Origin of the sequence: Erythrobacter sp. MTPC3 (assembly GCF_042854385.1) — a bacterium.
Classification (GTDB): Bacteria; Pseudomonadota; Alphaproteobacteria; order Sphingomonadales; family Sphingomonadaceae; genus Erythrobacter.
This window is the reverse complement of sequence record NZ_BTGP01000003.1, coordinates 1-25,832: the sequence shown is the minus strand read 5'-3', so window position 1 is coordinate 25,832 and position 25,832 is coordinate 1. Positions and strand designations below refer to the sequence as shown.

Sequence of the window (25,832 nt, the reverse complement as noted above, 5' to 3'; positions counted from 1 at the left end):
ACATGCAGGACGCGGATCGCTCCCACCGCCATGGCCTGATCGGCATGATCCTCGACGTCGCCGTGCGCTTTCGCTGGGCGATGGTCGTACTGACGCTCGGTGTGGCAATCTATGGCGTGGTGAATTTGCTGCGCCTGCCCATCGATGCCGTGCCCGATATCACCAATGTACAGGTGCAGATCAACACCGAGGCACCAGCCCTGTCGCCTTCGCAAGTCGAAACGCAGGTCACCTATCCCGTTGAAACCGGGCTTGCCGGTATCGAGGGTCTGGAGATGACCCGCTCAATATCGCGCAACGGGTTCAGCCAGGTGACCGCGATTTTCGAGGAAGGGACCGACATCTATTTTGCGCGTCAGCAGGTCAACGAACGGCTGACGCCCATAAGTGCCTCCCTACCCGAGGGTGCCGAACCGGTGATGGGACCCATCTCGACCGGCTTGGGCGAAGTGCTCATGTATACCATCGAGTACGAGTTTCCTGACGGCAAGGAAGCACCGCTGGGCGGAGCGGTCGGTTGGCAGTCCGACGGGAGCTTTGTGACCGAACGTGGCGACCGGCTCGACAGCGATGTTGCCAAGGCTGCCTATCTGCGAACCATCCAGGACTGGGTGGTTGCCCCCCTCATGCGGTCGGTCGACGGTGTGGCGGGTGTCGACTCGATCGGCGGCTTCGAAAAGCAATACCTTGTCCAACCCGATCCCGCGCGATTGACCGGGTACGGTTTATCGTTCGACGAAGTGATCGATGCGCTGGAAGCGGCCAATCTCGCCGAAGGGGCCAATTTCGTCGAGCGGGCAGGCGAAGCCCTCCTCGCCCGAGTTGATGCGCGCCTCGGCAGTGTCGAGGATATCGAGCAGGCGGTCGTTTCTACACGCGAAGGAGTCCCCATTCGCGTAGGAGACGTCGCCACGGTCAGCATCGGTGGCGACCTGCGAACGGGCGCGGCGTCGCTGAACGGCGATGAAGCGGTCGTGGGCACCGTGCTCATGCGCGCGGGCGAGAACAGCCGCACCGTGTCGGCCCAGGCGGCCGAACGGCTCGAGGAAGTTCGCAGCTCCCTGCCGGAAGGAATTGTCGCGGAGATCGTCTACAACCGGTCTTCGCTGGTCGATGCGACGATCGCGACCGTCGAGAAGAATCTCGTTGAAGGCGCGCTTCTGGTGATCGCGATCCTGTTCTTGCTGCTGGGCAACATCCGGGCAGCGATCATCGCGGCGCTGGTCATTCCCTTTTCCATGCTGATGGCATCGATCGGAATGAACCGGCTCGGCGTGTCGGGCAATCTCATGAGCCTGGGTGCGCTGGACTTCGGCCTGATCGTCGATGGTGCCGTCATCATCGTCGAGAACAGTGTCGCGAGGCTCGCGGCCCGGCAGGAACACGAAGGCCGGCTTCTCACACTGGGCGAAAGGTTGACGGAAACGCGGCTTGCCGCGCAGGAAATGATCAAGCCGACTGTGTACGGGCAGGCGATCATACTTCTCGTCTTCGCACCGCTTCTGACCTTTACCGGGGTCGAAGGCAAAACCTTCTCGCCCATGGCGATCACGGTCATGCTCGCGCTCGCCTCGGCGTTCGTGTTGTCGCTGACCTTCGTCCCGGCAATGATCGCCATCCTGCTCAACAAGAAGCTGACGGAAAAGGAGGTCAAGCCGATCCGGATCGCCAAGGAGCGATACGGACCGCTGGTCCGCAGGGCGATCACCCGCCCTTGGCCGGTCATCGGCATGGGCGTCGGCATCTTCGCCTTTGCGGCCTTCGTGTTCAGCTTCCTCGGGAGCGAGTTCACACCGCAATTGGACGAGCGCGACATCGCCGTGCAATCGCTGCGTATTCCTTCGACATCGCTCGAACGTTCGCTCGCGATGCAAAGGCGGGTCGAGGACCGGCTCGAGCAGTTTGAGCAGGTCGAGCTCGTCTTTTCGCGGACGGGCACGGCGGAAGTGGCCAGTGACCCGATGCCGCCGAACGCTTCCGATGCGTATGTGATCCTCAAACCCCGTGAGGAATGGCCCGATCCCGACCTCGCCAAGGACGAGTTGGTCGCGCAAATGGAGAGCGCCCTCAGCAGTCTCGTCGGCAACCTTTACGAGTTCAGCCAACCGATCGAATTGCGGTTCAACGAATTGATCGCAGGCGTTCGCGGAGATGTTGCCGTCAAGATCTACGGAGACGATCTCAGCGCCATGACCTCGGCGGCGAACGAGGTTGCGGGCGTGCTGCGCGATGTCGACGGCGCCGCGGACGTCAAGGTCCAGCAAGTGTCCGGGTTCCCCACCCTCGATATTGCCTTCGATCGGCCAGCGATTGCCCGTTACGGGCTGAAGGTCGAAGACGTTGCGCAATCGGTGGCGATCGCACTGGGCGGTCGGCCTGCGGGCCTCGTTTTCGAAGGCGATCGCCGCTTCGATGTGGTTGTGCGGTTGTCGGACGCGACCCGCGACGATTTCGACCAGTTGGGTGCTTTGCCGGTGCTGCTCCCGAACGGGGCAACCATACCGCTACGCTCGGTTGCCGAGTTCCGTGTGGTGGATGGTCTCGCGGAGGTTCGCCGGGAACAGGGACGCAGACTGGTGATCGTTTCGTCCAACGTGCGAGAACGCGACCTCGGGTCTTTTGTAGAAGAGGCCCAGGAAAGGGTTGCGGCGCAGGTCGAACTGCCCGCTGCCGCGTTTATCGAGTGGGGCGGTCAATACCAGAACCTCCAAGCCGCTCAGGAAAGACTTCAGATCGTTATTCCTATCGCTTTCGCGGTCATTCTCCTGCTGCTTTACATGGCGGTTGGGGGCTGGGTGCCGGCGCTCGCCGTATTCAGCGCGATCCCGTTGGCCCTGGCAGGCGGAATATTCTCCTTGGCCCTGCGCGGGATGCCATTCTCCGTTTCTGCGGCGGTAGGCTTTATCGCCCTGTCGGGCGTGGCGACCTTGAATGGCCTCGTGATGGTGACTGCGATCCGTCAGCGGCTCGACAGGGGCATGGCGCTCGATGACGCCATCGTCGATGGTGGATTGGCGCGCCTGAGGCCGGTTCTCATGACCGCGCTCGTTGCTTCGCTCGGCTTCGTGCCGATGGCCATTGCGACCGGGACCGGCGCGGAAGTGCAGCGTCCCTTGGCGACAGTCGTCATCGGAGGATTGATCACGGCCACCGCGCTCACCCTCTTCGTCTTGCCCGCAATTTTGAAGCTGGTTTTCGGGACCAGAGAAGATGACCAGACCTGGCGACAGCGCTGGTGGGACCGGCTGCGGCGCAACGTGACAAGCGATGAGCAGCGCGAGCTGAAGGACATCGCATGACCGATCGGGAAAGGAAAAAACGGTGCTGGCACTGAAGGAAGAGAACGGACTGCTCTGGATACGCGCCGGAGGCAGGCTGGGGGATGAAGCCTATGACCGCTTTGTTCCCCAATTCGAACATATCGCAGAGCGCGAGGCCGGTACCGTCCCGATGGTGATCGAGCTCGCGCCTGACTTTTCGGGTTGGGACTTCGGAGGTCTCTGGCGCGATCTCAAGTTCGACATCCGGCATAAGGATTGTTTCAGCCGGATCGCCATGATCGGCGACAGCAAATGGGAAGAGCGGGGCTGGAAATTGTCATCCTCACTCTTCCGCGCCGAAATGAAGTTTTTCCGGCCATCACAGCGTAGTCATGCGGAAAGCTGGGTACAAACCGGGGAGGACGCAGCATGAGTGGCGGACATGAGGTCGATGTCCGGTCGCCTGAAAAGCGCAAGACCCTGTGGGTTGTCCTGTGGCTTAACGTCGCCATCGCGATCGGCTTCTTCGCGGTCGGATATTTTGCCGATTCCAACGCGCTGTTGGCAAACGGCCTCGACAATTCATCGGATGCAATCGTTTATGCGCTCAGCCTGCTTGCGCTAACCCGCTCGCGGACCTGGAAACGCGGGGCCGCGCGTTTCTCCGGCATCATGCTGCTGGTCTTCTCCGCTGGGGTCATTTTCGATGCTTACCGACGGTTCGTGGAAGGTTCCGATCCGGGCGGCATGCTGATGATGGCGATGGCGTTCGTCGCGGGACTGGTGAATCTCTATTGCCTGCGCCTGTTGCAGAAGGTGGAGAACAAGGACGTCAATATGCGGGCGGCGACAACCTTCAGCTTCAACGACTTCATCTCCAATGGCGGGATCATCATCGCCGGCATCGTTGTGCTGATTACCGGTGCCAACTGGCCCGACCTAGTGGTCGGAATAGCGGTCGCCTGCATAGCGCTTTACGGCGGAGTGCAGATCCTGCGCGATACGCATATGGATGTGCACGACGAGGCGGGAACCGTCCACGGCGAGAAGAGGAATTGACGCTAATCGATACCTTGTTTGCCGCGCAGGACCTTTCGCGGGTCCTTGTCCTGGCGATGCTATCAGGCATCGGGGTCATGATTGGCGGCAAATTGGCAAAAGGCAGTTGGAGCTTCCTGCATCCGCTCCTGCCGGGCGGCGTTTCGGGTGCTTTTGCCGCCCTTGCCGTCTTGCTAACTCTTCCGCTGGGACAATCTCCTCTCACCCGCTGGACACTCACTGGTTTGATGCTGGCGGGCGGCCTGCTGCTTCTGATTTTCAACGAGCTTGGTCGATACGCAAAACTCAGACCGGATGATGACGGACCTGAGCGATGCTCCGATAGGCCAACCCTGGTACGTCGCATCTCGGTGTCGATGGCGTCCGATATCCTGCCTTACAGCGTTATCTTGGGTGCTGCCGCTGCTGCATCCGCGACGACAGCAATGGCGGTGTCTGCAGCGCTTGTTTTTGCGAACCTGGAAATAGGACGCCAGGCGATCGATGAATACCGATCCGCCCAAGTGAGCAGGATGGACCAGCTTGCGCTACTTGTCCTCTTTTCCCTGTTTTTCATCGGTATCGCTCTCTTGACCTTTTGGGCGCTGCACGGATTCACCGACAACGGGCGAGGTTGGCTAGCGGCTATTATCCCGGGCTTTCTTATAGTTGCATCGGCGCGCGCGCTGCTTCGCATGGGAACCGGATCGGTCGCCGCCAATCATATTACGCTCCTGGCATTCGTCGGAGGGTTCGCGCTGCTCGGCCTCGCGATCTCGGCGCTTGGAGAACTGTCGCGCGAACTCGATGTCTCGAACAGCACGTTCCAGCATTCCCCCGCGCAGTCCGTTACGACGACCAAGAGAACAGAAAAAGGAGGCAGGTAGTGGCACAATCGGGCGGTCATGCCGGGCACAGTCACGGCGAAGAAAGCATGAGCGACGGCCGCCTTGTATTGGCCGTCGCCCTCAACGTCCTGCTCACTGTCGCCCAGATCATCGGGGGGATATTGTCGGGTTCGCTCGCACTGATCGCCGATGCGCTGCACAATTTCAGCGACGCGGCATCGCTTGGACTGGCTCTGTTTGCGAGGCGGATCGGGCGCCGGCCAGCCGACAAGCTTATGACCTTCGGCTATGCTCGTGCGGAAGTCGTGGCGGCGCTCATCAATCTGACGACTTTGCTTATCATCGGTTTCTATCTGCTCGTCGAGGCGATCAACCGTTTCGCAGACCCTCAACCCGTTGAGGGGTGGACCGTAATCTGGGTCGCCGGGATAGCGCTGGTGATCGACGTGGTTACGGCGGTGATGGTTTACGCCAGCTCGAAGAACTCCCTCAACATGAAAGCCGCCTTTCTGCACAATGTGTCCGATGCGCTGGCTTCGGTCGGTGTGATCGTGGCTGGCGTACTCATTCTGCGATACGAACTTTATATTGCCGATCTGATCATCACTGTGGTCATTGCTGCCTATGTGATCTGGCAGGGCGTCACTTTGTTGCCTCGCACGGTGCGGCTCTTGATGGGCGCGGTGCCGGACGAAAGCGAGTTCGATCGCATTGTGAGCGACCTGCGTGACACTGAAGGCGTGGCCGACGTCCATCACGTCCATGTCTGGAGCATCAGCGAGCATTCTCGCGCGCTCGAAGCGCATATCGTTCCTGCCGAATCTTCGTTGCAGGCTTTCGAGGATGTGAAGGCGCGGGCTCGCGGTATGCTCGAGACGCAGCACGCCATCGCCCATGCAACGTTCGAAGCCTGTCTCGCTGCGGACTGTGATCCCGACATGATCCCGGACCATCAGGTCGAGAAGAACCATCATCACGACCATGACCACGACCATTGTTAAGCACGGCGATCGGGTCGGTCGCTGTGGGCAGGCAGCTTGGCAGCGCACGACATGAACCGCCCTGCAACTCGTAAAATGAGGACCAACGAATGAAAGCATCCGATCTCATGGTCGCCGCACTCGAAGCCGAGGGCGTCGAATATGTTTTCGCCGTTCCAGGCGAAGAAAACCTGGATCTTCTGGAATCGCTGCGAACTTCCACCATCACGCTGGTTCTGGCCCGTCACGAACAGGGCGCTGGCTTCATGGCGGCAACTTATGGCCGCCTGACCGGCAAGGCAGGTGTGTGCCTGGCAACACTCGGGCCAGGTGCCACGAACCTGACCACACCGGCGGCCTATGCCGCGCTCGGAGCCTTCCCGCTCGTGATCATTACCGGGCAGAAACCGATCAAGACCTCGAAACAGGCCCAGTTCCAGATTGTCGACGTCGTTTCCCTGTTCACCCCGCTGTGCAAGGCATCGACCCAGATTGTGAACGGCAACCGCATCCCGTCGCTCGTTCGCGAGGGATTTCGCCTGGCGCAGGAAGAAAGGCCGGGCGCTGTGCTGCTCGAGCTGCCCGAAGACATTGCTGAAGAGCAAACGGTCGAACCTGTCATACCGCCGCATGACAGGCGCTATGCCGTAGCGGGTGACGCCGCTCTAGATGAGGCAGCGAGACGTATCCTCGCTGCACAGAGACCTCTGCTACTGATCGGAGCCGGAGCGAACCGCCGCCGCGCTTCGAAGGCGTTGCGCAAATTCGTATCCGATACGGGCTTTCCCTTCTTTGACACCCAGATGGGCAAAGGCGTGGTCGATGAAGATAGCGAGCTCTATCTGGGCACCGCAGCACTATCGTCGGGAGATTATGTTCACTGCGCGATCGAAAAGGCCGATCTGATCGTCAATATCGGTCACGACGTGGTGGAGAAGCCGCCCTTCTTCATGGAGCCGGACGGTCAGACCGTCATCCATATCAATTACAAGGCGGCTGAAGTCGATCAGGTCTACTTCCCGCAGCTCGAAGTCATCGGCGACATCGCCGGATCGGTCGAGCGGCTGGGAAGCCGCCTCGATGGCAAGCTGCAGTGCGACCGCAGCTATTATACCGCCCTGCATCACGAGATTGCTTCGCACATCTCCGAGACCAGCGACGACGAACGTTTTCCGATGGTCCCCCAGCGCGTGGTTGCCGACGTACGCAGCGTAATGGCGCGCGATGATATCGTTGCGCTCGACAACGGCATCTACAAGATCTGGTTCGCCAGAAACTACATCGCCCACGAGCCTGGCACCATCCTGCTCGACAATGCATTGGCGACGATGGGCGCGGGCCTTCCATCGGCCATGATGGCGGCGATGCTGGCGCCGGGGCGCAGAGTGCTCGCGGTATGCGGCGATGGCGGGTTCATGATGAACTCGCAGGAACTGGAAACGGCCGTCAGGCTTGGACTGAACCTTGTCGTTCTCGTTCTGAATGATGCAGCATACGGGATGATCCGCTGGAAGCAGGACCAGCTTGGCTTTCCGGACTACGGCCTGACCTTTTCCAATCCCGACTTTGTCACCTACGCACAAAGCTATGGAGCGACCGGCCACCGTGTCGAGCGAAGCGCGGATCTGGTTTCGGTCCTGAACGCCGCATTCGAGGCTGGCGGCGTGCACCTTGTCGACCTGCCCGTCGATTATTCCGAAAACAAGAAGGTGCTGATCGACGAACTCGGCGCAAAGGTGTGCGAGCTATGAAAACGATCGTTCACAATCCCTTCGACCGCTCGCCGATTGCAGAAGTAGCGCTTGTCGACTGGGCTCAAATCGATGAATGGCTGAATGAAGCGCAGTTGCTCCACCGCGACCGCCATGGCTGGCTTGCCGTGCACGAGCGTATCGCCATCCTCCGGCGGGCTGCGGATATCATGCGCGAACGAGCCGAGGATCTGGCTCTCCAGATCGTCAGGGAGGGCGGCAAACCTCTGGTCGATGCGCGCGTGGAAGCCAGTCGCGCAATCAACAGCGTCGACTTGTGCGTTCAGGCGCTCAGCGATGGCGGCGGTCACAAGATCCCCATGGACCTGACAGAAGCGGGTGCGGGAAGGACGGCATATACATTCCGCGAACCGATCGGTCCTGTCGTGGCGATCTCGGCATTCAATCACCCGCTCAACCTGATCGTCCATCAGGTTGGACCGGCGATAGCAGCCGGGTGCCCCGTTCTCATCAAGCCTGCGCTGGAGACGCCTCTGTCATGCCAGAGCTTCGTGGGTATCCTCCATGAAGCCGGCTTGCCCGAGGCCTGGTGCCGGTTCGCGCCTTGCGGCAACGATATTGCCGAAAGGATGGTAACCGATCCGCGCACGGCGTTCTTCTCATTCATCGGTTCTGCGAAAATCGGCTGGATGCTTCGCTCGAAGCTGGCGCCGGGAACCCGCATTGCTCTCGAGCACGGCGGTGCGGCGCCGGTAATCGTGGACAGCGGCGTGGAGCGCGCAGCAGTGATCGCGTCGTTGCTAAAAGGCGGGTTCTATCATTCGGGTCAGGTCTGCGTTTCCGTGCAGCGCGTATTCGTCCCTGCTGCAGAATTGAAAGACTTCGCCAATGACCTAGGGCGAGCTGCCGAAAAGCTGGTCGTGGGCGATCCCGCCGATGCTAAAACCCAATGCGGCCCCTTGATCCGGACGGAGGAAGTCGACCGCGTCGAACGCTGGGTCGATGAAGCCATCGCAGCAGGAGGCACCCTGGTGTGCGGGGGAAGCCGTCTGAGTGACACTCTTTTCTCCCCGACCGTCATTGTCGATCCTCCGGATAGTGCCAAGGTATCCCAGGAAGAAATCTTCGGCCCCGTGATCTGCGTGTATGGCTATGACGATATCGACCTGGCTATCGAGCAGGCCAATGCCCTGCCTTACGCCTTTCAGGCCGCTGTATTCAGCGATCGGCTGTCAATCGCCAATCATTGCATACAGTCTCTGGCGGGATCGGCTGTGATGGTGAACGACCATACGGCATTCCGCGTCGACTGGATGCCTTTTGCAGGGCTGCGCCGTTCCGGGCTTGGCGTCGGCGGGATCCCCTACACTATGGCGGATATGAGCATTGAAAAAATGGCCGTCTGGAACTGGCCGACAGCAGCATCATAGCCCGTTCGACAGACCCGGGATGGCGACACGGGCAGCTTCGCACTCGTCGGCCTTTCCCGAAGTTAAGTCTCTTATGGGCGGCCGACAAAAGCCGTGCGTTGGCGAGCCTGACCGAACTGGCGCACAAGGCGCGAACATCAAGGCTCGGCGGTACCCGCAAGTGCATCGATGATGCGACAATCGCCTACCGTGTCTTGCTCGCAGGCAGCGATCATGCGCCCAAGCTCCGTCCGCAACGCCTCCAGGCTGGCGATCTTGCGCTCGACTTCGCCGAGATGGCTTCTGGCCAGAGCGTCAATGCCCGCGCAGGACCGGTCGGCATCATCGGAGAGATCGAGCAATTCCCTGATGCGTGCCATCGAGAAGCCGAGATCACGCGCGCGCCGTATGAAGTTAAGGCGCGCTTCCTCTGCAGGTCCATAGTCGCGATAATTGGCCTTCGTGCGCGGAGGGGCAGCGAGGATACCTTCGCGCTCGTAGAAGCGGATTGTTTCGGATTTGACGCCGGTTATCCGGGCAAGTTGACCAATTCTCATGACAAAGGCTCCTGCGGCTTGACCTTGTAGTTACTACAAGGTGCATAGGGCGGATCGACGCAAGGAGTCGAGTAAATGGGAAAGACCTGCTGCGGTCCCGATGAGGGCGGTGCAAACAACAACGATCCGACATGGCGGCGCATTCTGTGGATCGCGCTGGGCCTTAATGCAATCATGTTCGGTGTGGAGATCGTGGCAGGCATTGCTGCGGATTCGCGCGCCTTGCAGGCCGACGCGCTCGACTTTCTCGGTGATGCGGCAAACTATGCTATCAGTCTCGGCGTAGCGGGCATGGCGCTCGTCTGGCGCGCGCGTGCGGCTCTCGTAAAGGCGGCGACCATGCTGGCTTTCGGCCTGTGGGTGCTCGGCTCGGCCATCTGGGGTTTTTTTGTCGGGGCGTCGCCCGACCCGGGAACGATGGGCGCCATCGGTTCTCTTGCTTTGGCGGTAAATCTCGCCGTCGCCGCGATGCTGTTCCGGTATCGCTCGGGCGATGCGAACATGCGCTCGGTGTGGATCTGTTCGCGCAACGACGCGATCGGTAATATCGCCGTGCTGGCGGCAGCGATTGGCGTTTTCGGCACCGGCCGTGCGTGGCCCGATCTGGTTGTGGCGAGCATCATGGCAGGACTGGCGGTGTGGGGAAGTGCCGAAGTCTTCAAACAGGCACGTGGCGAACTGCGCTCTACCTAAACTCCAGAATATGCCCGCGATTGCGGATTGAGGGAAATACGTTTCCGTCTAGACTCTGCTATTGCGAATTAATTGCAACAGATATAGAGACCCCTCATGCATCGCATCGTCTCCGCCACCGTCCATCCGGCACTGCGGCTCATTCTGCTGGCGCTTGCGCTGTGTCTGTCCGTCACCGCGAACGCGGAAGAACCCGATGTGCGAACCACCTGGCGTCTGCTCGATTATATCGCGGTCGACTACGCCTCCGCGGTTTCCGAGGGACGTGTTGCCGACGAATTCGAATATCGCGAAATGGTGGAGTTTTCCGATGTCGTGGCGCGGCAGGTCGCTGCATTTCCGGACACTAAAGACAATCAAGCACTCATCCGCCGATCGGACCAGCTGCGAGCTCTGATCGCCAATAAGGAACCCGCCGAGCGAGTTGGGCGCTTAGCGCGCGCGCTGGCAGCCTCGTTGCTGACAGCCTACCCGGTTCCGCTTGCCCCTTCGCAAGCGCCCGACCTTGACCGCGCCCGCACTCTCTTCGCGCAGAACTGCGCCTCGTGTCACGGCGCCGCCGGAAGTGCGCCACCGGCCGCAATGCAGGCACTTGATCCCCCGCCGATCGACTTTACCGATATCGACCGGGCGCGGCAGCGCAGTGCGTTCGGGCTTTACCAGGTCATCACGCAAGGGCTGGAAGGAACGTCCATGGCCAGCTTCGCATCGCTGTCCGACGAGGATCGCTGGGCGCTTGCATTCCATGCCGGCAGCATTGCTTTTGAAGATGTGGCCAAGGGCGAGCGTATTTGGCGGGAAGATGATGGCATACGCCAGCTTGTCCCCGATCTCGAGACGCTCGCCGCGCTCACACCGGAAAGTCTGGCCGAGCAGATCGGCGAGGACCGTGCGCTCGCCGTCATGGCCTATCTTCGCGCCAATCCCGATGCGGTGGGACAGGCAAATGACGCAGGTTCGCTCGCCTTCGTTCGCGATACGCTCGATCGCAGCCTGTCAGCTTATCGGGCTGGCAACCGAGAGGAAGCGCGGCAGCTTGCCCTGTCTGCCTATCTCGACGGGTTTGAACCCCTGGAGGCCCTCCTGGCAACGCGCGATGGCGGTTTGATGCGGGAGGTAGAACAGGCGCTCGGGCAATTCCGGGCCGGAATAGAGTCCGGTGCGAATCCATCCGAACTACAGCAACTAAGGGCTCGCATCGATAGTCTGCTGGCAAGAGCCGAGGAAGCGTTGGCTCCTGAGGCGGCCAGCGAAATCTCGACCTTTCTCGGGGCGTTCACCATCCTGCTGCGCGAGGGGATCGAAGCACTTCTGGTTGTGATCGCCATGATCGCCTTTGTGAAAAAGTCGCAGCGCTCCGAGGTATTGCCCTATATCCATGGTGGGTGGATCGCTGCTCTTTTCGCAGGTGTCGCCACCTGGGTCGTAGCAACCTACTTCGTAAGCATCAGCGGTGCGAGCCGCGAGATGACCGAAGGGATCGGCGCGCTGCTTGCAGCTGTCATTCTCCTCTCGGTCGGGATTTGGATGCACGGCAAATCCCAGGCCGAGGAGTGGCGGCGCTATATCCAGGAAAAAATGGGCAAGGCGCTTTCGCGCGGATCGGCATGGTTTCTCTTCGGGCTCGCCTTTGTCGTGGTCTACCGCGAAGCTTTCGAGACTATCCTGTTCTACGCTGCCCTGTGGAACCCGCAGAGCAGCGGCATCATACTGTTAGGTGCCTTGTCGGCAGTAGCGCTGCTGGCGCTCATTGCTTGGGCCATGCTGCGCTACAGCCGCAAACTGCCGATCACCCAGTTCTTCCGCTACAGTGCTATCCTGATTGCGATCCTTGCGGTCATTCTCGCGGGCAAGGGCGTGGGCGCTTTCCAGGAGGCCGGAGTTCTTTCCGCCACTTTCATCGCCGGCTTGCCGCGCCTCGCCGAACTCGGCTTCTTCCCGACTGTCGAGACGATCGGCGCGCAATTGCTCACGCTGCTGGCCCTGATTGCCGGATTTCGGGTAAGTCGATCACCATCGGGACCGCAGCCGGCAGCTGTCGAGGGATAGGAGATCCCGGTTTGCGATCAGCGGGGTCCGGTGCCGAGACGGCGCGCGAGCCACAAGGTGGCGGTGGGAACCGCGACCCACATCACGATCGGTACCAGGCCGATTTTGGTCCCGGGCACAAGCGGCATGATTGCACTATAGGACCACCCCCAGTCGGCACCGACAGCCAGCACTTCGACCATGGCAGTAATGGCCAGGCCGATTCCCAGGAACACGACCAAACGCGAGATCGGCCAGTCTACGAGCCACGGCGTTTTACCACTGCCGACAGAGGCGCCGAGATAAGCGGCCACCATGATCCCGGCATCGCCGAACGAGGCCAGGCCGCAGCGACGTGCTGCCTCGGCAGGCGACAGATCTCCCGACTGGTAGAAAGGAAGCTGAAGCATCTCCCAGGCGAATGCGATAAGAATTCCGAATATCGCGATCCAGAGCGCTGGATGCGCACCGCGCCATTCGCGCGATTTCTCAGAGATTTGGTTTTGATCCTGCATCGTCTAATCCGTCACTCTTGCCATCTCCCTCCCGTGCCCATCGCTCAGGTATCGAATTTGGGAAGAGCGAGGCCGCGCAGGCGCAGGGCGTTGCCGATCACCGATACCGAGGACAGGCTCATCGCCGCGGCCGCGATCATCGGGTTCAAAAGCAACCCGGTCCACGGATAGAGAACACCTGCGGCGACCGGAATGCCGAGCGCGTTATAGGCGAAGGCAAAGAACAGGTTCTGCCTGATGTTGCGCATAGTGGCCCGAGACAGGACGAGCGCCTGAACAACGCCGACGAGGTCGCCGCGCACCAATGTCACGCCCGCGCTTTCGATCGCGACATCGGTACCCGTTCCCATCGCGATGCCGACATGCGAAGCGGCAAGCGCGGGTGCGTCGTTTATGCCGTCGCCGGCCATAGCGACCCGGCGACCCTCGCTCTTCAACTGCTCGATCTTGCGATGTTTGTCCTCGGGCGAGACATTCGCTTCGACTTCGTCGATACCGACCTGGCTTGCTACCGCACGCGCGGTGGCTTCGCTGTCGCCGGTAAGCATCACGATCTTGATGCCGCGCTCATGCAGCGCGGTAATAGCGGTGCGGCTGGTTTCCTTGATCGGATCGGCGACAGCGATAAGGCCTGCCGGTGCCCCGTCCACGGCCACGAACATCACCGTCTGTCCGAGGCTTCGACCCTCATTGGCCGAGGACCGCCAGCTTTCTTCGAGCGCCCCTATGCGCTCCATCATCTTTTCATTCCCGATCGCGACCCGGCGCTTGTCGACATTTGCCTGGATGCCTTCGCCGGTCACGGACTCGATATCGGAAGCGTCGAGAATGGCAGCGCCCCTGCTTTGAGCCCCTTCGACGATCGCGTGGGCGAGCGGATGCTCGCTTCCTCTCTCAACAGCAGCGACAAGGCTCAGCAACTCCTGCTCGTCGAAATCTGACTGCGGTTTTACGTCGACAAGATCGGGCTTGCCCCGGGTCAGTGTGCCGGTCTTGTCGACAACCAGCGTATCGATCTTTTCCAGCGTTTCGAGCGCTTCGGCGTTCTTGATCAGGATCCCGTGCTGCGCGCCCTTGCCGGTACCGGTCATGATCGACATCGGCGTCGCCAGTCCGAGCGCGCAGGGACACGCGATGATCAGAACGGCGACCGCGTTGACGAGCGCGTAGGCAAGGGCCGGTGCCGGTCCCCAGATGGCCCAGACGACAAAACTCACGATAGCGACAAGGACGACGATGGGTACGAACCATCCGGTGACCTGGTCGGCGAGCCGCTGGATCGGTGCCCGGCTGCGCTGCGCCTCCGCCACCATCTGCACGATCTTCGAGAGCATGGTGTCCGCGCCGACCTGCGTCGCGCGCATGGTGAAGCTGCCGGTCTGGTTGACAGTGCCCCCGATCACGGGATCGCCAGCGCTTTTCTTGACGGGAATGGGTTCGCCACTGATCATGGATTCGTCGATGGCACTGCTTCCATCCTCGAGCGTGCCATCGACGGGGACCTTGTCGCCCGGACGCACGCGCAGCAGGTCCCCCGACGTCAATTCATCGAGCGGTACTTCGCGCTCGTCCCCGCGACCGAAGATCTTCATCGCGGTCGGGGGTGCGAGTTCGAGAAGCGCTCGCAAGGCGCTCGATGTCGATCCGCGCGCCTTGAGCTCGAGCACCTGCCCGAGCAGCACGAGGGTCGTGATAACCGCTGCGGCCTCGTAATAGACGCCGACCCGGCCCGCATGATCGCGGAATGCCTCGGGAAAGATGTCCGGGGCGAGGGTTGCCACAAGGCTGAACAGATAGGCGATGGCGACGCCGAAGCCGATCAGGGTGAACATGTTGAGGTTCATGGTCCGGACCGATTGCAGCGCCCGGGTGAAGAAGGGCCAGCCGCCCCAAAGCACCACCGGAGTGGCCAGCAGGAGCTGCAGCCACTGCGCGAAAGCGGGTTCGATGACCTGATCGAACGGTCGCGACGGGATCATGTCGCCCATCGCATAGGCGAAGAGCGGCAGGGTGAAGAGCGCGCTCCACCAGAACCTTCGCCGCATGTCGACGAGTTCGGGATCGGGGCCCTCGTTCAAGGTGACCGTTTCGGGTTCGAGGGCCATCCCGCATATCGGGCAGGAGCCCGGCCCCGGCTGCCGGATCTCCGGATGCATCGGACAGGTGTATATCGTACCTTCCGGGACATCCTCGACAGCATCGAGGTGCGCCTTCGAAAGATACATCTCCGGATCCGCGCGGAACTTGTCGAGGCAGCGCGAGGAGCAGAAGTAATGGTCGCCACCCTCGTGTCGATCGACGAAGCGGGCGCCGTCCATCTTCACGCTCATTCCGCAAACGGGGTCGGTCGCCATACCCTCGATTGCATTGTGCCCATCGCTCATCTGTCGTTCTCCCCTAATTGGCCGTGACCACGAACTGCCCCATCATGCCTGCGTCCTCGTGCTCGAGGATATGACAGTGATACATGTAGGGATTGTCGGGATCGGTATTCTCTTCGAACCGCAACAGCAGCCTGACCTGTTCACGCGGGTTGACGATAACGGTGTCCTTGAAGCCCGCCTCTTCCGCCCGCGGAGGCCGACCGTCCCGGTCGAGCAAGCGGAACTGCACGTTATGAATATGAAAGGGATGCGCCATCATCGAAGCGTTAGCGATTTCCCATATTTCCCACTGACCCACCGGTACGCGCTGATTGATGACATCCATGTCCATGGTCTCGCCGTTGATCGCCATGCCCCGACCCATCATGCCCATATCGAGTACGAAACGGCGGCTGCGAACGGCGAGCGAGGGGTCTGGCGCGGCTAGCGCGGCCAGGGTGGGCGGGAGCATCACTGGAGTCGATGATCCGGAGGGACGCATATCGAGGATCGAAAAGGTGCGGCCCTGCCTCTCGCGACCGGTCCGGTTTCCCATCATTCCGCCGTCCATCATACCCCCGCCTTCTCCGGCCATCATGCCCATGGCGTTATCAGGACTGCTGGCATTCAGGCGCAGCGGGCGCCCTTCGGAAAGGTCGACGATCACTTGTGCGCGTTCGCCTGGGGCAAGGGTAAGACTGCGAATCTCGCGGGGTGCGGCAAGCAGGCCGCCATCGCTTGCGATGAGTTGCATCGGACGATCACCTTCGAGCGAGAAGGTGTAGAACCGCGCATTCGATCCATTGAGAAGCCGCAGGCGCAGCGGACCGGCGGCGGCGTCGAAAACGGCATTGGCCGTTCCGTTCACATAGATGCGCTCACCTATCACCCCCATCATCCGCGAGTGCATGTTGAGCGGGTAAACGAGGCGGCCTGAGCTGTCGATCACGCGATCCTGCACGACGAGCGGGATATCATCTACACCGTACCGGCTCGGCAGATCGAGGCGATCCTCTTCCTCGTCGCGCACGTAGATCGGGGCAGCAAGTCCGGCATAGACCTGTGGTCCGGCCCGGCGATGCGTATGAGAATGATACCAGTATAGCGAAGCGCGCTGGCGTATTTCGAAGGACGGGCTCCAGCGCTCACCGGGCCGTATGAGCTGGTGCGGCCCGCCATCCGCTGTGGCGGGAAGTTCGAAACCATGCCAGTGGACGGTCGCATCTTCGGCAAGCTTGTTGTCGATGTGAAAGCGAACCTGTTCGCCGCGGCGCATTTCGAGGGTCGGGCCGAGATAGGATGCGTCGATACCGATCGTCGGTGACGCCGTGCCGGGCACGAATTCTTTCTCGCCCGGTGTCAGGGACAGGCCAAAGACACGCTCGCCCCGTTCGATCGTTCCTGCCTGTAGCCGAGGTATGGCAAGAGGATTGCTTTCGCCTCCCTGATCGAGCGACATCCTGCTTTGCGTACCGCAACCCAGCAGCGGCAGCGCGGCGAAACCCGTCGCCGCGAGGCCGGCGCTCTTGATGAAGTCGCGGCGATCCTTAAAGTCGGGCCTGTCGATACCTGGCATATTCACCTGTTTTTGCGTGGGAGGCACCGGCGCAACCGAGCGCCTCCCACCCACCGTCCTATCGCGGCGTTACCGAGGTAACGACGCTGCCTTCGGTTCCAGTACGAAATTCAAAGGCTATTCCCTCACCGACACTGACCTGTTCGAGGATTTGCGCGTCGGCTTCGAAGGTCATGGTCATCGCGGGCCATCCGATACTTTCGACCGGACCATGCTCGATGGTCACCGTGCCCGCCTCGGAATCGATGGCTGTAACCGTTCCCTCCGCGCTGGCGCTCTGCTCGCCGCCGGTCTCCTCCGCCATCGGCATTTCGCCTGACATGGGCATACTGTCCGAGTTCGCCATGTCGTCTGACATCATGGTCCCGGTGCTGTCGTCTGCAGCGTCGCAGGCTGCAAGCGCCAGCGGTGCCGCGAGCAGGATCATGTAGGTTGGGGTACGCATTCTTCTTCTCCTTGAGGGTTCGCCGGTTTTTCCGGACGGGGACGCCGCAACAACAGATAAGCGGCGGGAAGCAGGAACATGGACAGGAGCGGGGCGGTGATCATGCCGCCGACCATCGGCGCGGCGATGCGGCTCATGACTTCCGAGCCCGCGCCGGTGCCGATCAGGATCGGAAAGAGACCCGCAAGGATGACTGCGACGGTCATCGCCTTGGGCCGCACGCGCAGGAGCGCGCCTTCCCGGATGGCCTCGTCCACTTCTTCGGCGCCCAGGTCAGCTTGCCGTCGCTCCAGTGCGGCTTTCAGGTAAATCAGCATCACCACGCCGAATTCGGCGGAGACACCGGCAAGCGCGATGAAGCCGACCGCAGTCGCCACCGACTGGTTGTAGCCCATCAGATAGAGCAACCAGTATCCGCCCGTCAGCGCGAAGGGCAGCGTGCCCATGATCAGCAAGGCTTCGTCCCAGCGCCGGAAAATGAGATAGAGCAGCAGGAAGATGATCGCGAGCGTCGCGGGAACCACGATCTTCAGTCGCTCATAGGCGCGCGTCAGATATTCGAACTGGCCCGCATAGGACAGGCTGACGCCGGGAGGCAGATCGACGCCCGTGGCGACGGCCTCCTGCAGATCGGCGACCACCGAGGTAAGATCGCGGCCACGGACATCGACATAGATGTAGCTGGTCAGACGACCCTGCTCGCTCTTGAGCATCGGCGGACCGTCGCTGACGGCGATACGGGCGACAGTGCCGAGCGTAATCTGTTGGCCGGACGGCGTCAGAACCGGCAGGGCCCTGAGTTCATCGACGCTGTCCCTGATTTCGCGGGGATAGCGCACATTGATCGGATAGCGCGCCAGCCCCTCGACGGTCCGTGCGACATTGGCGCCGCCTATTGCACCAGAGACGATCTGCTGGATGTCGGCAATGTTGAGTCCGTATCGCGCGGCCGCCATCCGGTCGATATCGACATCGACATAGCGACCGCCCGACAGCCGCTCGGCCAGCGCGGAACTCACGCCAGGCACGGTCTTGGCGATACGCTCCACATCGAGTGCAACGCGTTCCAGTTGATCGAGATCGTCGCCTGACACCTTGACCCCGATCGGGCTCTTGATTCCGGTCGCGAGCATGTCGATCCGGTTGCGGATCGGCGGCACCCAGACATTGGCGAGGCCCGGCACCTGGACGACCCGGTCGAGTTCCTCGACCAGCAGATCGGGCGTCATTCCCTCGCGCCATTCTTCGCGGGGCTTGAAGCGGATCGTCGTTTCGAACATCGTCAGGGGAGCCGGATCCGTCGCCGTATCGGCGCGCCCCGCTTTACCGAACACCGTTTCCACTTCCGGGACCGACTTGATCAGGCGATCGGTGCGCTGCAGCAGCGCCGACGCCTCGCCGGGGGAAAGGCCGGGCAATGCACTCGGCATATAAAGCAAATCGCCTTCATCGAGCGGCGGGAGGAACTCGCCGCCAAGCCGGGTGAAGGGGATCGCGGTGGTCAGAAAGATCAGCGCCGCGATCGCCAGCGTTGCCTTGGGGCGCCGCATGACCCAGTCGAGCCCCGGACGATAGATTTTCGTCAGCCAGCGGTTTAGAAAATTGGAATCTTCCGAAGGGATCTTCCCACGGATCAGCCAACCCATCATCACCGGCACCAGCGTTACCGAGAGAATGGCCGCGGCCGCCATGGCATAGGTCTTGGTAAAAGCGAGCGGCGCGAACAACCGACCTTCCTGCGCCTGCAGGGTGAAGACCGGCAGGAATGACAGCGTAATGATCAGCAGGCTGAAGAACAGCGCTGGTCCCACTTCCTTCGATGCATCGGCGATGATCCTCCACCGTTCCTTTACCGCGAGCACGGTATCCGGGTTTTCGTGCTCCCATCGTTCGAGATGCTTGTGGGCGTTCTCGATCATCACCACCGCGGCATCGACCATCGCCCCGATCGCGATGGCGATGCCACCCAGCGACATGATATTGGCGTTCACTCCCTGAAAGCGCATCACGATGAAAGCGGCCAGCACACCTAGCGGCAAGGTGATGATGGCGACCAGGGCGGAGCGCGCGTGCCAGAGGAACAGCCCGCAAACGAGCGCAACCACGATGAATTCCTCGATCAGCTTGTGGGTCAGATTCTCCACTGAGGCGTCGATAAGCTGTGAACGGTCGTAGGTCGTGACGATCTCGACGCCTTCGGGCAGGCTCGCCTGCAACTCGTCGAGTTTTTGCTCCACGGCCTGGATCGCGCTTCGCGCATCCGCTCCCTGGCGCAGAACGATGATGCCGCCGGCAACCTCACCTTCACCATTGAGCTCGGCGATGCCACGCCGCAGTTCAGGGCCGACCTGGATCGTCGCTACGTCGCCAAGCGTGACCGGAACGCCGCCGCTCGCGGTACGTAAAGGGATTTGCCGAAAATCATTGAGGTCGCCGAGATAGCCCGAGGCGCGAACCATATATTCGGCTTCGCCCATCTCGACGATCGAGCCGCCCGCTTCCTGGTTGGCAGACTGGATGGCGCTCACGATCTCGGCGTGGGTCACGCCGAGCGAGGCCATCCGGTAAGGTTCGAGCACCACCTGGTACTGCTTGACCATACCGCCGACGCTCGCGACTTCGGCAATGCCGGGGATCGTCTTGAGCTCGTAGCGCAGGAACCAGTCCTGCAGGCTGCGTAGCCCGGCAAGGTCATGACCGCCGGTGCGATCGACCAGCGCGTACTCGTAAATCCAGCCGACCCCCGTGGCATCTGGACCCAGCGTGCTCGTCACACCATCGGGCAGGCGGTTCTGCACCTGGTTGAGATACTCGAGCACGCGCGAGCGCGCCCAGTAGAGGTCGGTTCCGTCCTCGAAGATGATATAGACATAGCTGTCGCCAAACATCGAGTAACCGCGGACGGTTTTCGCCCCCGGCACCGAGAGCATGGTCGTTGCCAGCGGATAGGTAACCTGGTCCTCGACGATCCGGGGGGCTTGCCCCGGATAGTTGGACCGGACCACAACTTGGACGTCGGAAAGATCGGGCAGCGCGTCGACCGGCGTCGTGCGCACTGCCCAGAAACCGCCTAGCGTTACCGCGATGGCCGCCAGAACGATGAACAAGCGGTTGGCGATCGAGGCATCGATTATCCGAGCAATCATTGTCCGGCCCTCCCGATGGTCTCGATCCGGGGGCCCTCATCCTCCTGGATGAAGGTGAAACGGACTCTGTCTCCCTTCTCGAGCCCGCGCATCTGCGCCGCGCTCTTCGTGCGGAAGGTCATCGTCATGGCTGGCCAGTCGAGCCGCGGGACGGGCCCGTGGCGCAGCGTTACCGAGCCATCGGCGATTTTCTCGATTGTTCCAATCGCACTGAAAGTCGTTGCTTCGTCTTCATCTGCCTGCTCGCGGCTGACCTGTTCAATCGGGCGGACATCGAGCCCGGCCAGGCTTGCCTCGGAATCGAGCAGGAACTGACCCGATGTCACGACCTGTTCGCCGGCGGAAAGTCCGGCCAGCACTTCGGTCCTTCCACCCGCTTCGCGGCCGATCAGAACCTCGGCGGGCATGAAACTGCCCTCGTCCTGCCTCACCATTACGATGGTTCGACGTCCGGTCCTGATAACCGCTTCGGACGGTACCAGCAGCGTGCGGCGTGTGTCCGGGGTCAGCGAAACCTGCGCGAACATGCCCGGTTTGAGGCGTCCGGATGCGTTGGGCAGCTGCGCACGAACGGTGATCGTCCGGCTCGCATCCTGTGCACTCGGCAGGATGGCGATAATGCGCCCCGCGAACCGTTCGTCGGGAAACGCGGTCAGGTTCGCGCTGACAGGCTGGCCAACCCGTACATTCGCAGCCTGCGTTTCAGGCACCGCGGCTTCCAGCCAGATCGGCGAGAAACCGGTGATCTCAGCGAGCGTCTGTCCGGCCATGACCGTCATTCCCGGACGCACGCCGAGCGATGTGATCGCCCCGCCGATCGGCGCGGTAACAGTGATCGTCGAATGCGGTCGTCCGCTGCGTCCCACCGACGAGATCAGGCCTGGAGACATGCCCAGAAGGCGCATGCGCTCGCGCATCGCCTGCGCAAGTTCTTCATCACCGCTATTCAGGACGGCCAGATATTCCTGCTGCGCTCCGCCCCATTCGGGAACCAGGATATCCGCAAGCGGCGCGCCCCGTCCAATCACGTCATCCGGCGCACGACCGTAAGTCCTTTGAACATAGCCCCCGGCGCGGGGCTGGACGATCGCGGCGTCGCGTTCATTATAAGCGAGCACGCCAGTGACGGTTATCTCGGGCTCGAGAAGACCGTACTCTGCTTCGGCGGTGCGAATGCCAAAATTCTGGACCAAGCCCGCGTCGATCTGAACGCCAGCGGTCGCCTCCTCGCCTGCACATTTGGGCACCAGTTCCATGTCCATGAACGGCGATTTGCCCGGTTCGTCGAAGTGCTGTCCGGGGACCATCGGGTCGTACCAGTAGAGGACATCCTCGCATTCTGCGCCCGACGTTCCGCTGCTCTCGGCCGTTCCTGCGCCATCTTGGCCAAGCTGCGAGAGGCCATATCCGGCGGTAACACTGATGAGGGCAACCGTGGCTGCCATCGTCCAAGACTTCTGGCGTGGTGACAATCTGTCCCACGCAGCTCCCATTGCGGCTCTCATAGATGGTGTTCCCTGTATGCCAGTCGTAGGTTGGCGGCAGCTTCGACAGTCGCTTCCTCGCGTTCGAGAATATCGATGCGAAGCAGCGCCAGCGCCTTGATGGCTTCGATCACGTCGAGCAGTTCCGCTCTGCCCGCCGCAAAGCTGGCTCGTTCGAGTTCGGCTCGGCTTTCGGCCAATGGAAGCAACTCCTCCGTCGCGCGCTGCCATTGTCGGAAGGCGCTGCGCCACGCGGCCAGATCAGCCTCGAATTGCGCCTCGAGCGCGCGCAGCTCGTCGAGCTGCGCCTCACGTGCCGCAGCCGCTTCCGACCGCGCCGCAGCAATGCGTGGCTCCTGCCTTTTCTTGCTGAACAGCGGCAAGGTGACCGTCCCCATAACCGAAAACAAATCACCATATTGGCGCTCCCTGACGCCGTAACTGACCCCGACGCTGAAATCCGGGCGCAAGTCCGACCGCGCGAGGTCGATTGCCGCGTCAGCCTGACGGACTTGAGCTGCCGCCAGAATAATCTCCGGGTTGTATTCCAGCGTAGCCCGCAGCCGCTCGGCTTGGATATCGACCGGTGGAATTTCGCCCGAAGCGACCGCATTCTCAGCGCCAATAAATCGGGCGAGACGAGCCTGCGCGGCTTCGCGCTCTGCCGCGATCCGCGTCCGCGCGTCTTCCACTTCAAGGACGGCTCGGCGGATCTCCAGACTTTCGCCAGGCCGTGCAGTACCCGCCGCAACCGAACTGCGCGCAAGGGGTACGAGGCGTTCGATCTCGTCTAGTGCTTCGCCAACGACCAGATCCGCGCGCTGGGCATAGGCAAGCGAGATCCACGCGCGTCCAGCGCCCAGTCGTGCCATGTGCCGCGCATGAGCCAGTTGGGCCGAAGCAAAATCGATATCTGCAGAAGCGATGCCCGCACGGGCACGCCGTTCGGCAAGGTTGGGAAAGTCCTGCTCGATCCCGATCTCGACCATGGTCATCATCGTGGGATCGAGAATGTCCGGCCCCGTCACCGGGAGGTTACGAATGCCGCCGCGCAATTGCGGATCGGGCAGTTCGTCAGCCGCCTCGGCGATCTCTCGCCGGGCGTCGAGCCGTAGTTCGCTGGTGCGAACCTGGGGCTGGCCGCTGACCGCAGCCTCTAGAGTTTCTTCATAGCCCACCGATTGGGCGTGACTCGCCGGCGCGATAGCCAGCAGGACCGGAAGCGCGGTCCAGCATATTCGTTTCATGACAGTAGGATTCCGCTAAAGGGCGCGGCGAGCGCGCGTTCGAGACAGTTCGCGCACATCCTTCGCGCGCGCAAAATGTCCAGCCATAGCCTGCAGAGCTATATCTGCATCAATTCCAGGTTTCTAGGCTTGCGGAGGGGGCGGTTCCGGCCCTGCGCCGGTGCCAGTCAACTCGAAGAAAGCGAGATCGGTAAACTGGCTAGCGACCGCCAGCGGCACCCTCACAACCGCGAGGTCTTGAGTCATGACAAGCGGCGGAATGCAGCCAAGGGCAACCAGGCAATCGAGCCGCAGGTCGGCGCACGGCGATCTTTCAGCCTCGTCGTCGGTGGTGTCCATGACCATGTCGTTGCAATTGCGCTCGACCATGCTCGGCTCCTGGGGAAGCGCCGACGCATGAGCTGCCGTTTGAACAAAGAGTCCAACGCCAACCAAGATAAGGCCGAGAGCGCGCAGCATCCGCATCATCCCACAATACGGAAACGAGCCGTCACCGGCAAGCGCAGGTTTGCCGCCACCGCGCGGCGCCCCATCGTTCTATCCTGGCGGACTATCGTCATAGCGTTTGCATTGGCCTTATAACAGAAGGGTCCTGCCCCGCAGGTTCATGCGGGGCAGGTGGGGGACTGGTTGAAGCGTCAGACATATTGGAACTCAGGCTTCAGCCTGCTTCGCCTTGCGCCATCTGCTCGCGCTTCTTTTTCATCATTTCATTGCAGTTACGCATCATTTCCATCATCTCGGCGCGCATCTCCGGATCGTTCATCATGGCCATCATGCCGGACATCTCCCTCTCGCTCATATCGCCTTGCATTCCGCCCCGCATTTCTGCGCGCTGCTGCTCCTGCGTGTTTTGGGCTCTGTCGGGACGGTGATCGACCTTGGGCTGCGCGACGGCCGTCGTTGCGAGGCCAACCGTCGCGAGCGCGCCGAGTGCGGTCATCTTAAAAGTGTTCATATGATCTTTCCTTTCAAATTATTGATGCCTTTGGCTTCGCTCCGTCCTTCATGCTTCGGCGCACGAGCGAATTCGGCACGGGTTTTCAGGTTTCGGTCGACGTTCCGCTCTTGCGCATGCACATGGCGACCATTGCCAGGCAGGGCAGTACATAAAGAAACGGAAGAATGGCTGCGAAGCCCAACCACATCGAGCCAAGCGCCAGCGCGGCCAATGCCAAAACGACACCAAGGGCGAGCATCCACTTGCGCTGTCGGCCTTTACCGGCAGAACAGAGGCCTTCCGCATCGGTATTGGAGCGCGCGGAAGTGGCGGTGACCGGCACCAAGGCTCGGGACGACGGAATAGTCATGTCTTATCCTTCATCGAATCAACCAATGCACATAAAGTAGGGCTTCCCATCATTGGAAGGTCAAGACACTTTGTGGGGATTTTCTCGGCTTTCAGCCAGCCACCTTGCATTCCAATCATTGGAAGGTTAAAGCGCCCGCATGAAACATTCACACACGATTGGCGAGGCGGCTGCAACGAGCGGGGTTTCTGCCAAGATGATCCGACATTATGAAAAGATCGGTTTGATCGAGGCGGCGGACCGGACCGATGCCGGTTACCGCCTCTACACTCCGGCAGATATTCATACGCTCCGGTTTGTGCGGCGCGCTCGCAATCTGGGCTTTTCGGTCGACGATATTTCCGAACTGCTCGATTTATGGAAAAACGACACCCGAGCGAGCAAGGACGTTCGCCGAGTGGCGGATGGCCATCTTTCGGCCCTGCGGTCGAAGGCTGCCGAAATCCATTCTATGATAGACGCGCTCGAACATCTTTTCGAGAATTGTACGAATGACGAACGTCCCGACTGTCCCATCCTCAAGGACCTCGCTGACGATGCCAATCCGGCTCGTCCCAAGGACGTTGGTCACAAGTTTGGCTTCGAGCGCGTTTGCTAGGCTTCGGACGGTGCTCAGTATCGCGCAAAGACGCTCGTGGCACCATCCGCTCTTATGCCCGTAATCGTCCACGTGCCTGTCTTGGCACCGCCCATGCCCGGCGAACCTGCAGGCATGCCGGGAAGCGTGATGCCTGAAATCCGCGGACGTTCCTCCAGCAGGCGGTCAACGCTGTCGGCCGGCACATGTCCATCGACGAAGTAGCCGCCGATGAGCATCGTATGGCATCCCTCGAGCCCGGCGGGCACACCCTGGCGTTCCTTGATTAGGGCGAGGTCGTGGGTCGCGACCATCTTCACCTCATATCCGCTGGCTTCGAGATAGTCGCCGTAGCTTTCACAGCAACCGCACTGAGGGTTCTTGAAGATCGTGGCAAACGGTCTTGCTTCCTGTGCCGCCGCGGCCGAGGGCAGCAGCGCGAGGGCCGAAAACGACATCAAGACCTTGGGTAACAAACGCATCAGTTTTTCCTTTCTTTTAGGGTCCGGACTCATTAGAGCCACCACGTGACGAAGGCTGCGATGGCGATGGTAGCCATGAAGGTCTTGATGTTGCGGTCGAAGCGGGTGGCGACGCGGCGCCAGTCCTTGAAGCGGCAGAACATGCGCTCGACGACGTTGCGT

22 protein-coding genes and 1 pseudogene are annotated in these 25,832 nt (G+C 61.3%); 10 read left to right on the top strand and 13 right to left on the bottom strand.

From position 1 onward, the window contains the following. Positions 1-35 precede the first annotated feature (35 nt). From ACGHU1_RS04750 to ACGHU1_RS04720, 7 genes are all read left to right on the top strand, one after another. A complete protein-coding gene (locus tag ACGHU1_RS04750; protein WP_156501944.1) occupies positions 36-3,299 on the top strand; it encodes an efflux RND transporter permease subunit in 3,264 nt (1,087 codons plus the stop codon). A 22-nt stretch (positions 3,300-3,321) separates the two neighbouring features. Beyond that, entirely contained in the window at positions 3,322-3,693 is a 372-nt protein-coding gene (locus tag ACGHU1_RS04745) for an STAS/SEC14 domain-containing protein (RefSeq protein ID WP_067679256.1), read from the top strand. Next, on the top strand, positions 3,690-4,319 hold the full coding sequence (locus ACGHU1_RS04740) for a cation transporter (RefSeq protein ID WP_067679253.1): 630 nt from the start codon (positions 3,690-3,692) through the stop codon (positions 4,317-4,319). Before ACGHU1_RS04745 ends, ACGHU1_RS04740 begins: the two co-directional genes overlap by 4 nt. Next, positions 4,316-5,185 (top strand): hypothetical protein, encoded by an 870-nt coding sequence (locus ACGHU1_RS04735; protein ID WP_054522853.1) that lies wholly within the window; start codon positions 4,316-4,318, stop codon positions 5,183-5,185. The genes ACGHU1_RS04740 and ACGHU1_RS04735 overlap by 4 nt, the downstream gene beginning before the upstream one ends. Then, a complete protein-coding gene (locus ACGHU1_RS04730) occupies positions 5,185-6,147 on the top strand; it encodes a cation diffusion facilitator family transporter (protein WP_390583978.1) in 963 nt (320 codons plus the stop codon). The genes ACGHU1_RS04735 and ACGHU1_RS04730 overlap by 1 nt, the downstream gene beginning before the upstream one ends. Before the next feature lie 89 nt (positions 6,148-6,236). Continuing rightward, entirely contained in the window at positions 6,237-7,877 is a 1,641-nt protein-coding gene (locus tag ACGHU1_RS04725) for an acetolactate synthase large subunit (RefSeq protein ID WP_390583975.1), read from the top strand. Then, positions 7,874-9,268 carry an aldehyde dehydrogenase family protein gene (locus ACGHU1_RS04720; protein ID WP_390583973.1) on the top strand — a complete coding sequence of 465 codons (1,395 nt, stop codon included), beginning with the start codon at positions 7,874-7,876 and terminating at the stop codon, positions 9,266-9,268. The genes ACGHU1_RS04725 and ACGHU1_RS04720 overlap by 4 nt, the downstream gene beginning before the upstream one ends. 137 nt (positions 9,269-9,405) lie before the next feature. Here ACGHU1_RS04720 and ACGHU1_RS04715 read toward each other — a convergent pair whose 3' ends face one another. Then, positions 9,406-9,804, bottom strand: a complete 399-nt coding sequence (locus ACGHU1_RS04715) for a helix-turn-helix domain-containing protein (protein ID WP_390583971.1) — start codon at positions 9,802-9,804, stop codon at positions 9,406-9,408. Positions 9,805-9,879: 75 nt separating this feature from the next. Between ACGHU1_RS04715 and ACGHU1_RS04710 the strand changes: the two genes are divergently transcribed. Together ACGHU1_RS04710 and ACGHU1_RS04705 are read left to right on the top strand one after the other, a co-directional pair. Beyond that, positions 9,880-10,497 carry a cation transporter gene (locus tag ACGHU1_RS04710; protein ID WP_008603825.1) on the top strand — a complete coding sequence of 206 codons (618 nt, stop codon included), beginning with the start codon at positions 9,880-9,882 and terminating at the stop codon, positions 10,495-10,497. Positions 10,498-10,593: 96 nt separating this feature from the next. Next, positions 10,594-12,546 (top strand): FTR1 family protein, encoded by a 1,953-nt coding sequence (locus tag ACGHU1_RS04705; RefSeq protein ID WP_390583968.1) that lies wholly within the window; start codon positions 10,594-10,596, stop codon positions 12,544-12,546. A 17-nt stretch (positions 12,547-12,563) separates the two neighbouring features. Here ACGHU1_RS04705 and ACGHU1_RS04700 read toward each other — a convergent pair whose 3' ends face one another. The 10 genes from ACGHU1_RS04700 to ACGHU1_RS04655 all read right to left on the bottom strand — a co-directional run bounded on the left by ACGHU1_RS04700 (position 12,564) and on the right by ACGHU1_RS04655 (position 24,611). Then, positions 12,564-13,040 (bottom strand): hypothetical protein, encoded by a 477-nt coding sequence (locus tag ACGHU1_RS04700; protein ID WP_067696355.1) that lies wholly within the window; start codon positions 13,038-13,040, stop codon positions 12,564-12,566. A gap of 44 nt (positions 13,041-13,084) precedes the next feature. Then, positions 13,085-15,424 (bottom strand): heavy metal translocating P-type ATPase, encoded by a 2,340-nt coding sequence (locus ACGHU1_RS04695; RefSeq protein WP_390583965.1) that lies wholly within the window; start codon positions 15,422-15,424, stop codon positions 13,085-13,087. Positions 15,425-15,437: 13 nt separating this feature from the next. After that, positions 15,438-16,979 carry a multicopper oxidase family protein gene (locus ACGHU1_RS04690; protein ID WP_390583962.1) on the bottom strand — a complete coding sequence of 514 codons (1,542 nt, stop codon included), beginning with the start codon at positions 16,977-16,979 and terminating at the stop codon, positions 15,438-15,440. A gap of 58 nt (positions 16,980-17,037) precedes the next feature. Next, positions 17,038-17,424: a copper-binding protein gene (locus ACGHU1_RS04685; RefSeq protein ID WP_390478817.1), complete on the bottom strand. Its 387-nt coding sequence runs from the start codon at positions 17,422-17,424 to the stop codon at positions 17,038-17,040. Beyond that, entirely contained in the window at positions 17,403-20,570 is a 3,168-nt protein-coding gene (locus tag ACGHU1_RS04680) for an efflux RND transporter permease subunit (protein ID WP_390583959.1), read from the bottom strand. Before ACGHU1_RS04680 ends, ACGHU1_RS04685 begins: the two co-directional genes overlap by 22 nt. Further along, the gene (locus ACGHU1_RS04675; RefSeq protein WP_390584810.1) at positions 20,567-22,063 is read right to left on the bottom strand and encodes an efflux RND transporter periplasmic adaptor subunit; all 1,497 of its coding nucleotides are present in this window, start codon (positions 22,061-22,063) and stop codon (positions 20,567-20,569) included. Before ACGHU1_RS04675 ends, ACGHU1_RS04680 begins: the two co-directional genes overlap by 4 nt. A gap of 8 nt (positions 22,064-22,071) precedes the next feature. Beyond that, on the bottom strand, positions 22,072-23,301 hold the full coding sequence (locus tag ACGHU1_RS04670; RefSeq protein WP_390583957.1) for a TolC family protein: 1,230 nt from the start codon (positions 23,299-23,301) through the stop codon (positions 22,072-22,074). A 123-nt stretch (positions 23,302-23,424) separates the two neighbouring features. Continuing rightward, positions 23,425-23,670 (bottom strand): hypothetical protein, encoded by a 246-nt coding sequence (locus tag ACGHU1_RS04665; protein ID WP_179407719.1) that lies wholly within the window; start codon positions 23,668-23,670, stop codon positions 23,425-23,427. A 292-nt stretch (positions 23,671-23,962) separates the two neighbouring features. Beyond that, entirely contained in the window at positions 23,963-24,259 is a 297-nt protein-coding gene (locus ACGHU1_RS04660; RefSeq protein WP_241554625.1) for a hypothetical protein, read from the bottom strand. An 85-nt stretch (positions 24,260-24,344) separates the two neighbouring features. Next, positions 24,345-24,611, bottom strand: a complete 267-nt coding sequence (locus ACGHU1_RS04655) for a hypothetical protein (protein WP_390478808.1) — start codon at positions 24,609-24,611, stop codon at positions 24,345-24,347. A gap of 139 nt (positions 24,612-24,750) precedes the next feature. Between ACGHU1_RS04655 and ACGHU1_RS04650 the strand changes: the two genes are divergently transcribed. Then, positions 24,751-25,209: a Cu(I)-responsive transcriptional regulator gene (locus tag ACGHU1_RS04650; protein ID WP_054527532.1), complete on the top strand. Its 459-nt coding sequence runs from the start codon at positions 24,751-24,753 to the stop codon at positions 25,207-25,209. Positions 25,210-25,223: 14 nt separating this feature from the next. On the opposite strand, the gene ACGHU1_RS04645 is transcribed toward ACGHU1_RS04650, so the two are convergent. Both ACGHU1_RS04645 and ACGHU1_RS04640 read right to left on the bottom strand, forming a co-directional pair. Beyond that, complete coding sequence (locus tag ACGHU1_RS04645; RefSeq protein WP_390583953.1) at positions 25,224-25,670, bottom strand: DUF411 domain-containing protein; 447 nt, start codon at positions 25,668-25,670, stop codon at positions 25,224-25,226. A gap of 32 nt (positions 25,671-25,702) precedes the next feature. After that, a pseudogene (locus ACGHU1_RS04640) lies at positions 25,703-25,832 on the bottom strand (IS5/IS1182 family transposase); the annotation flags it as partial.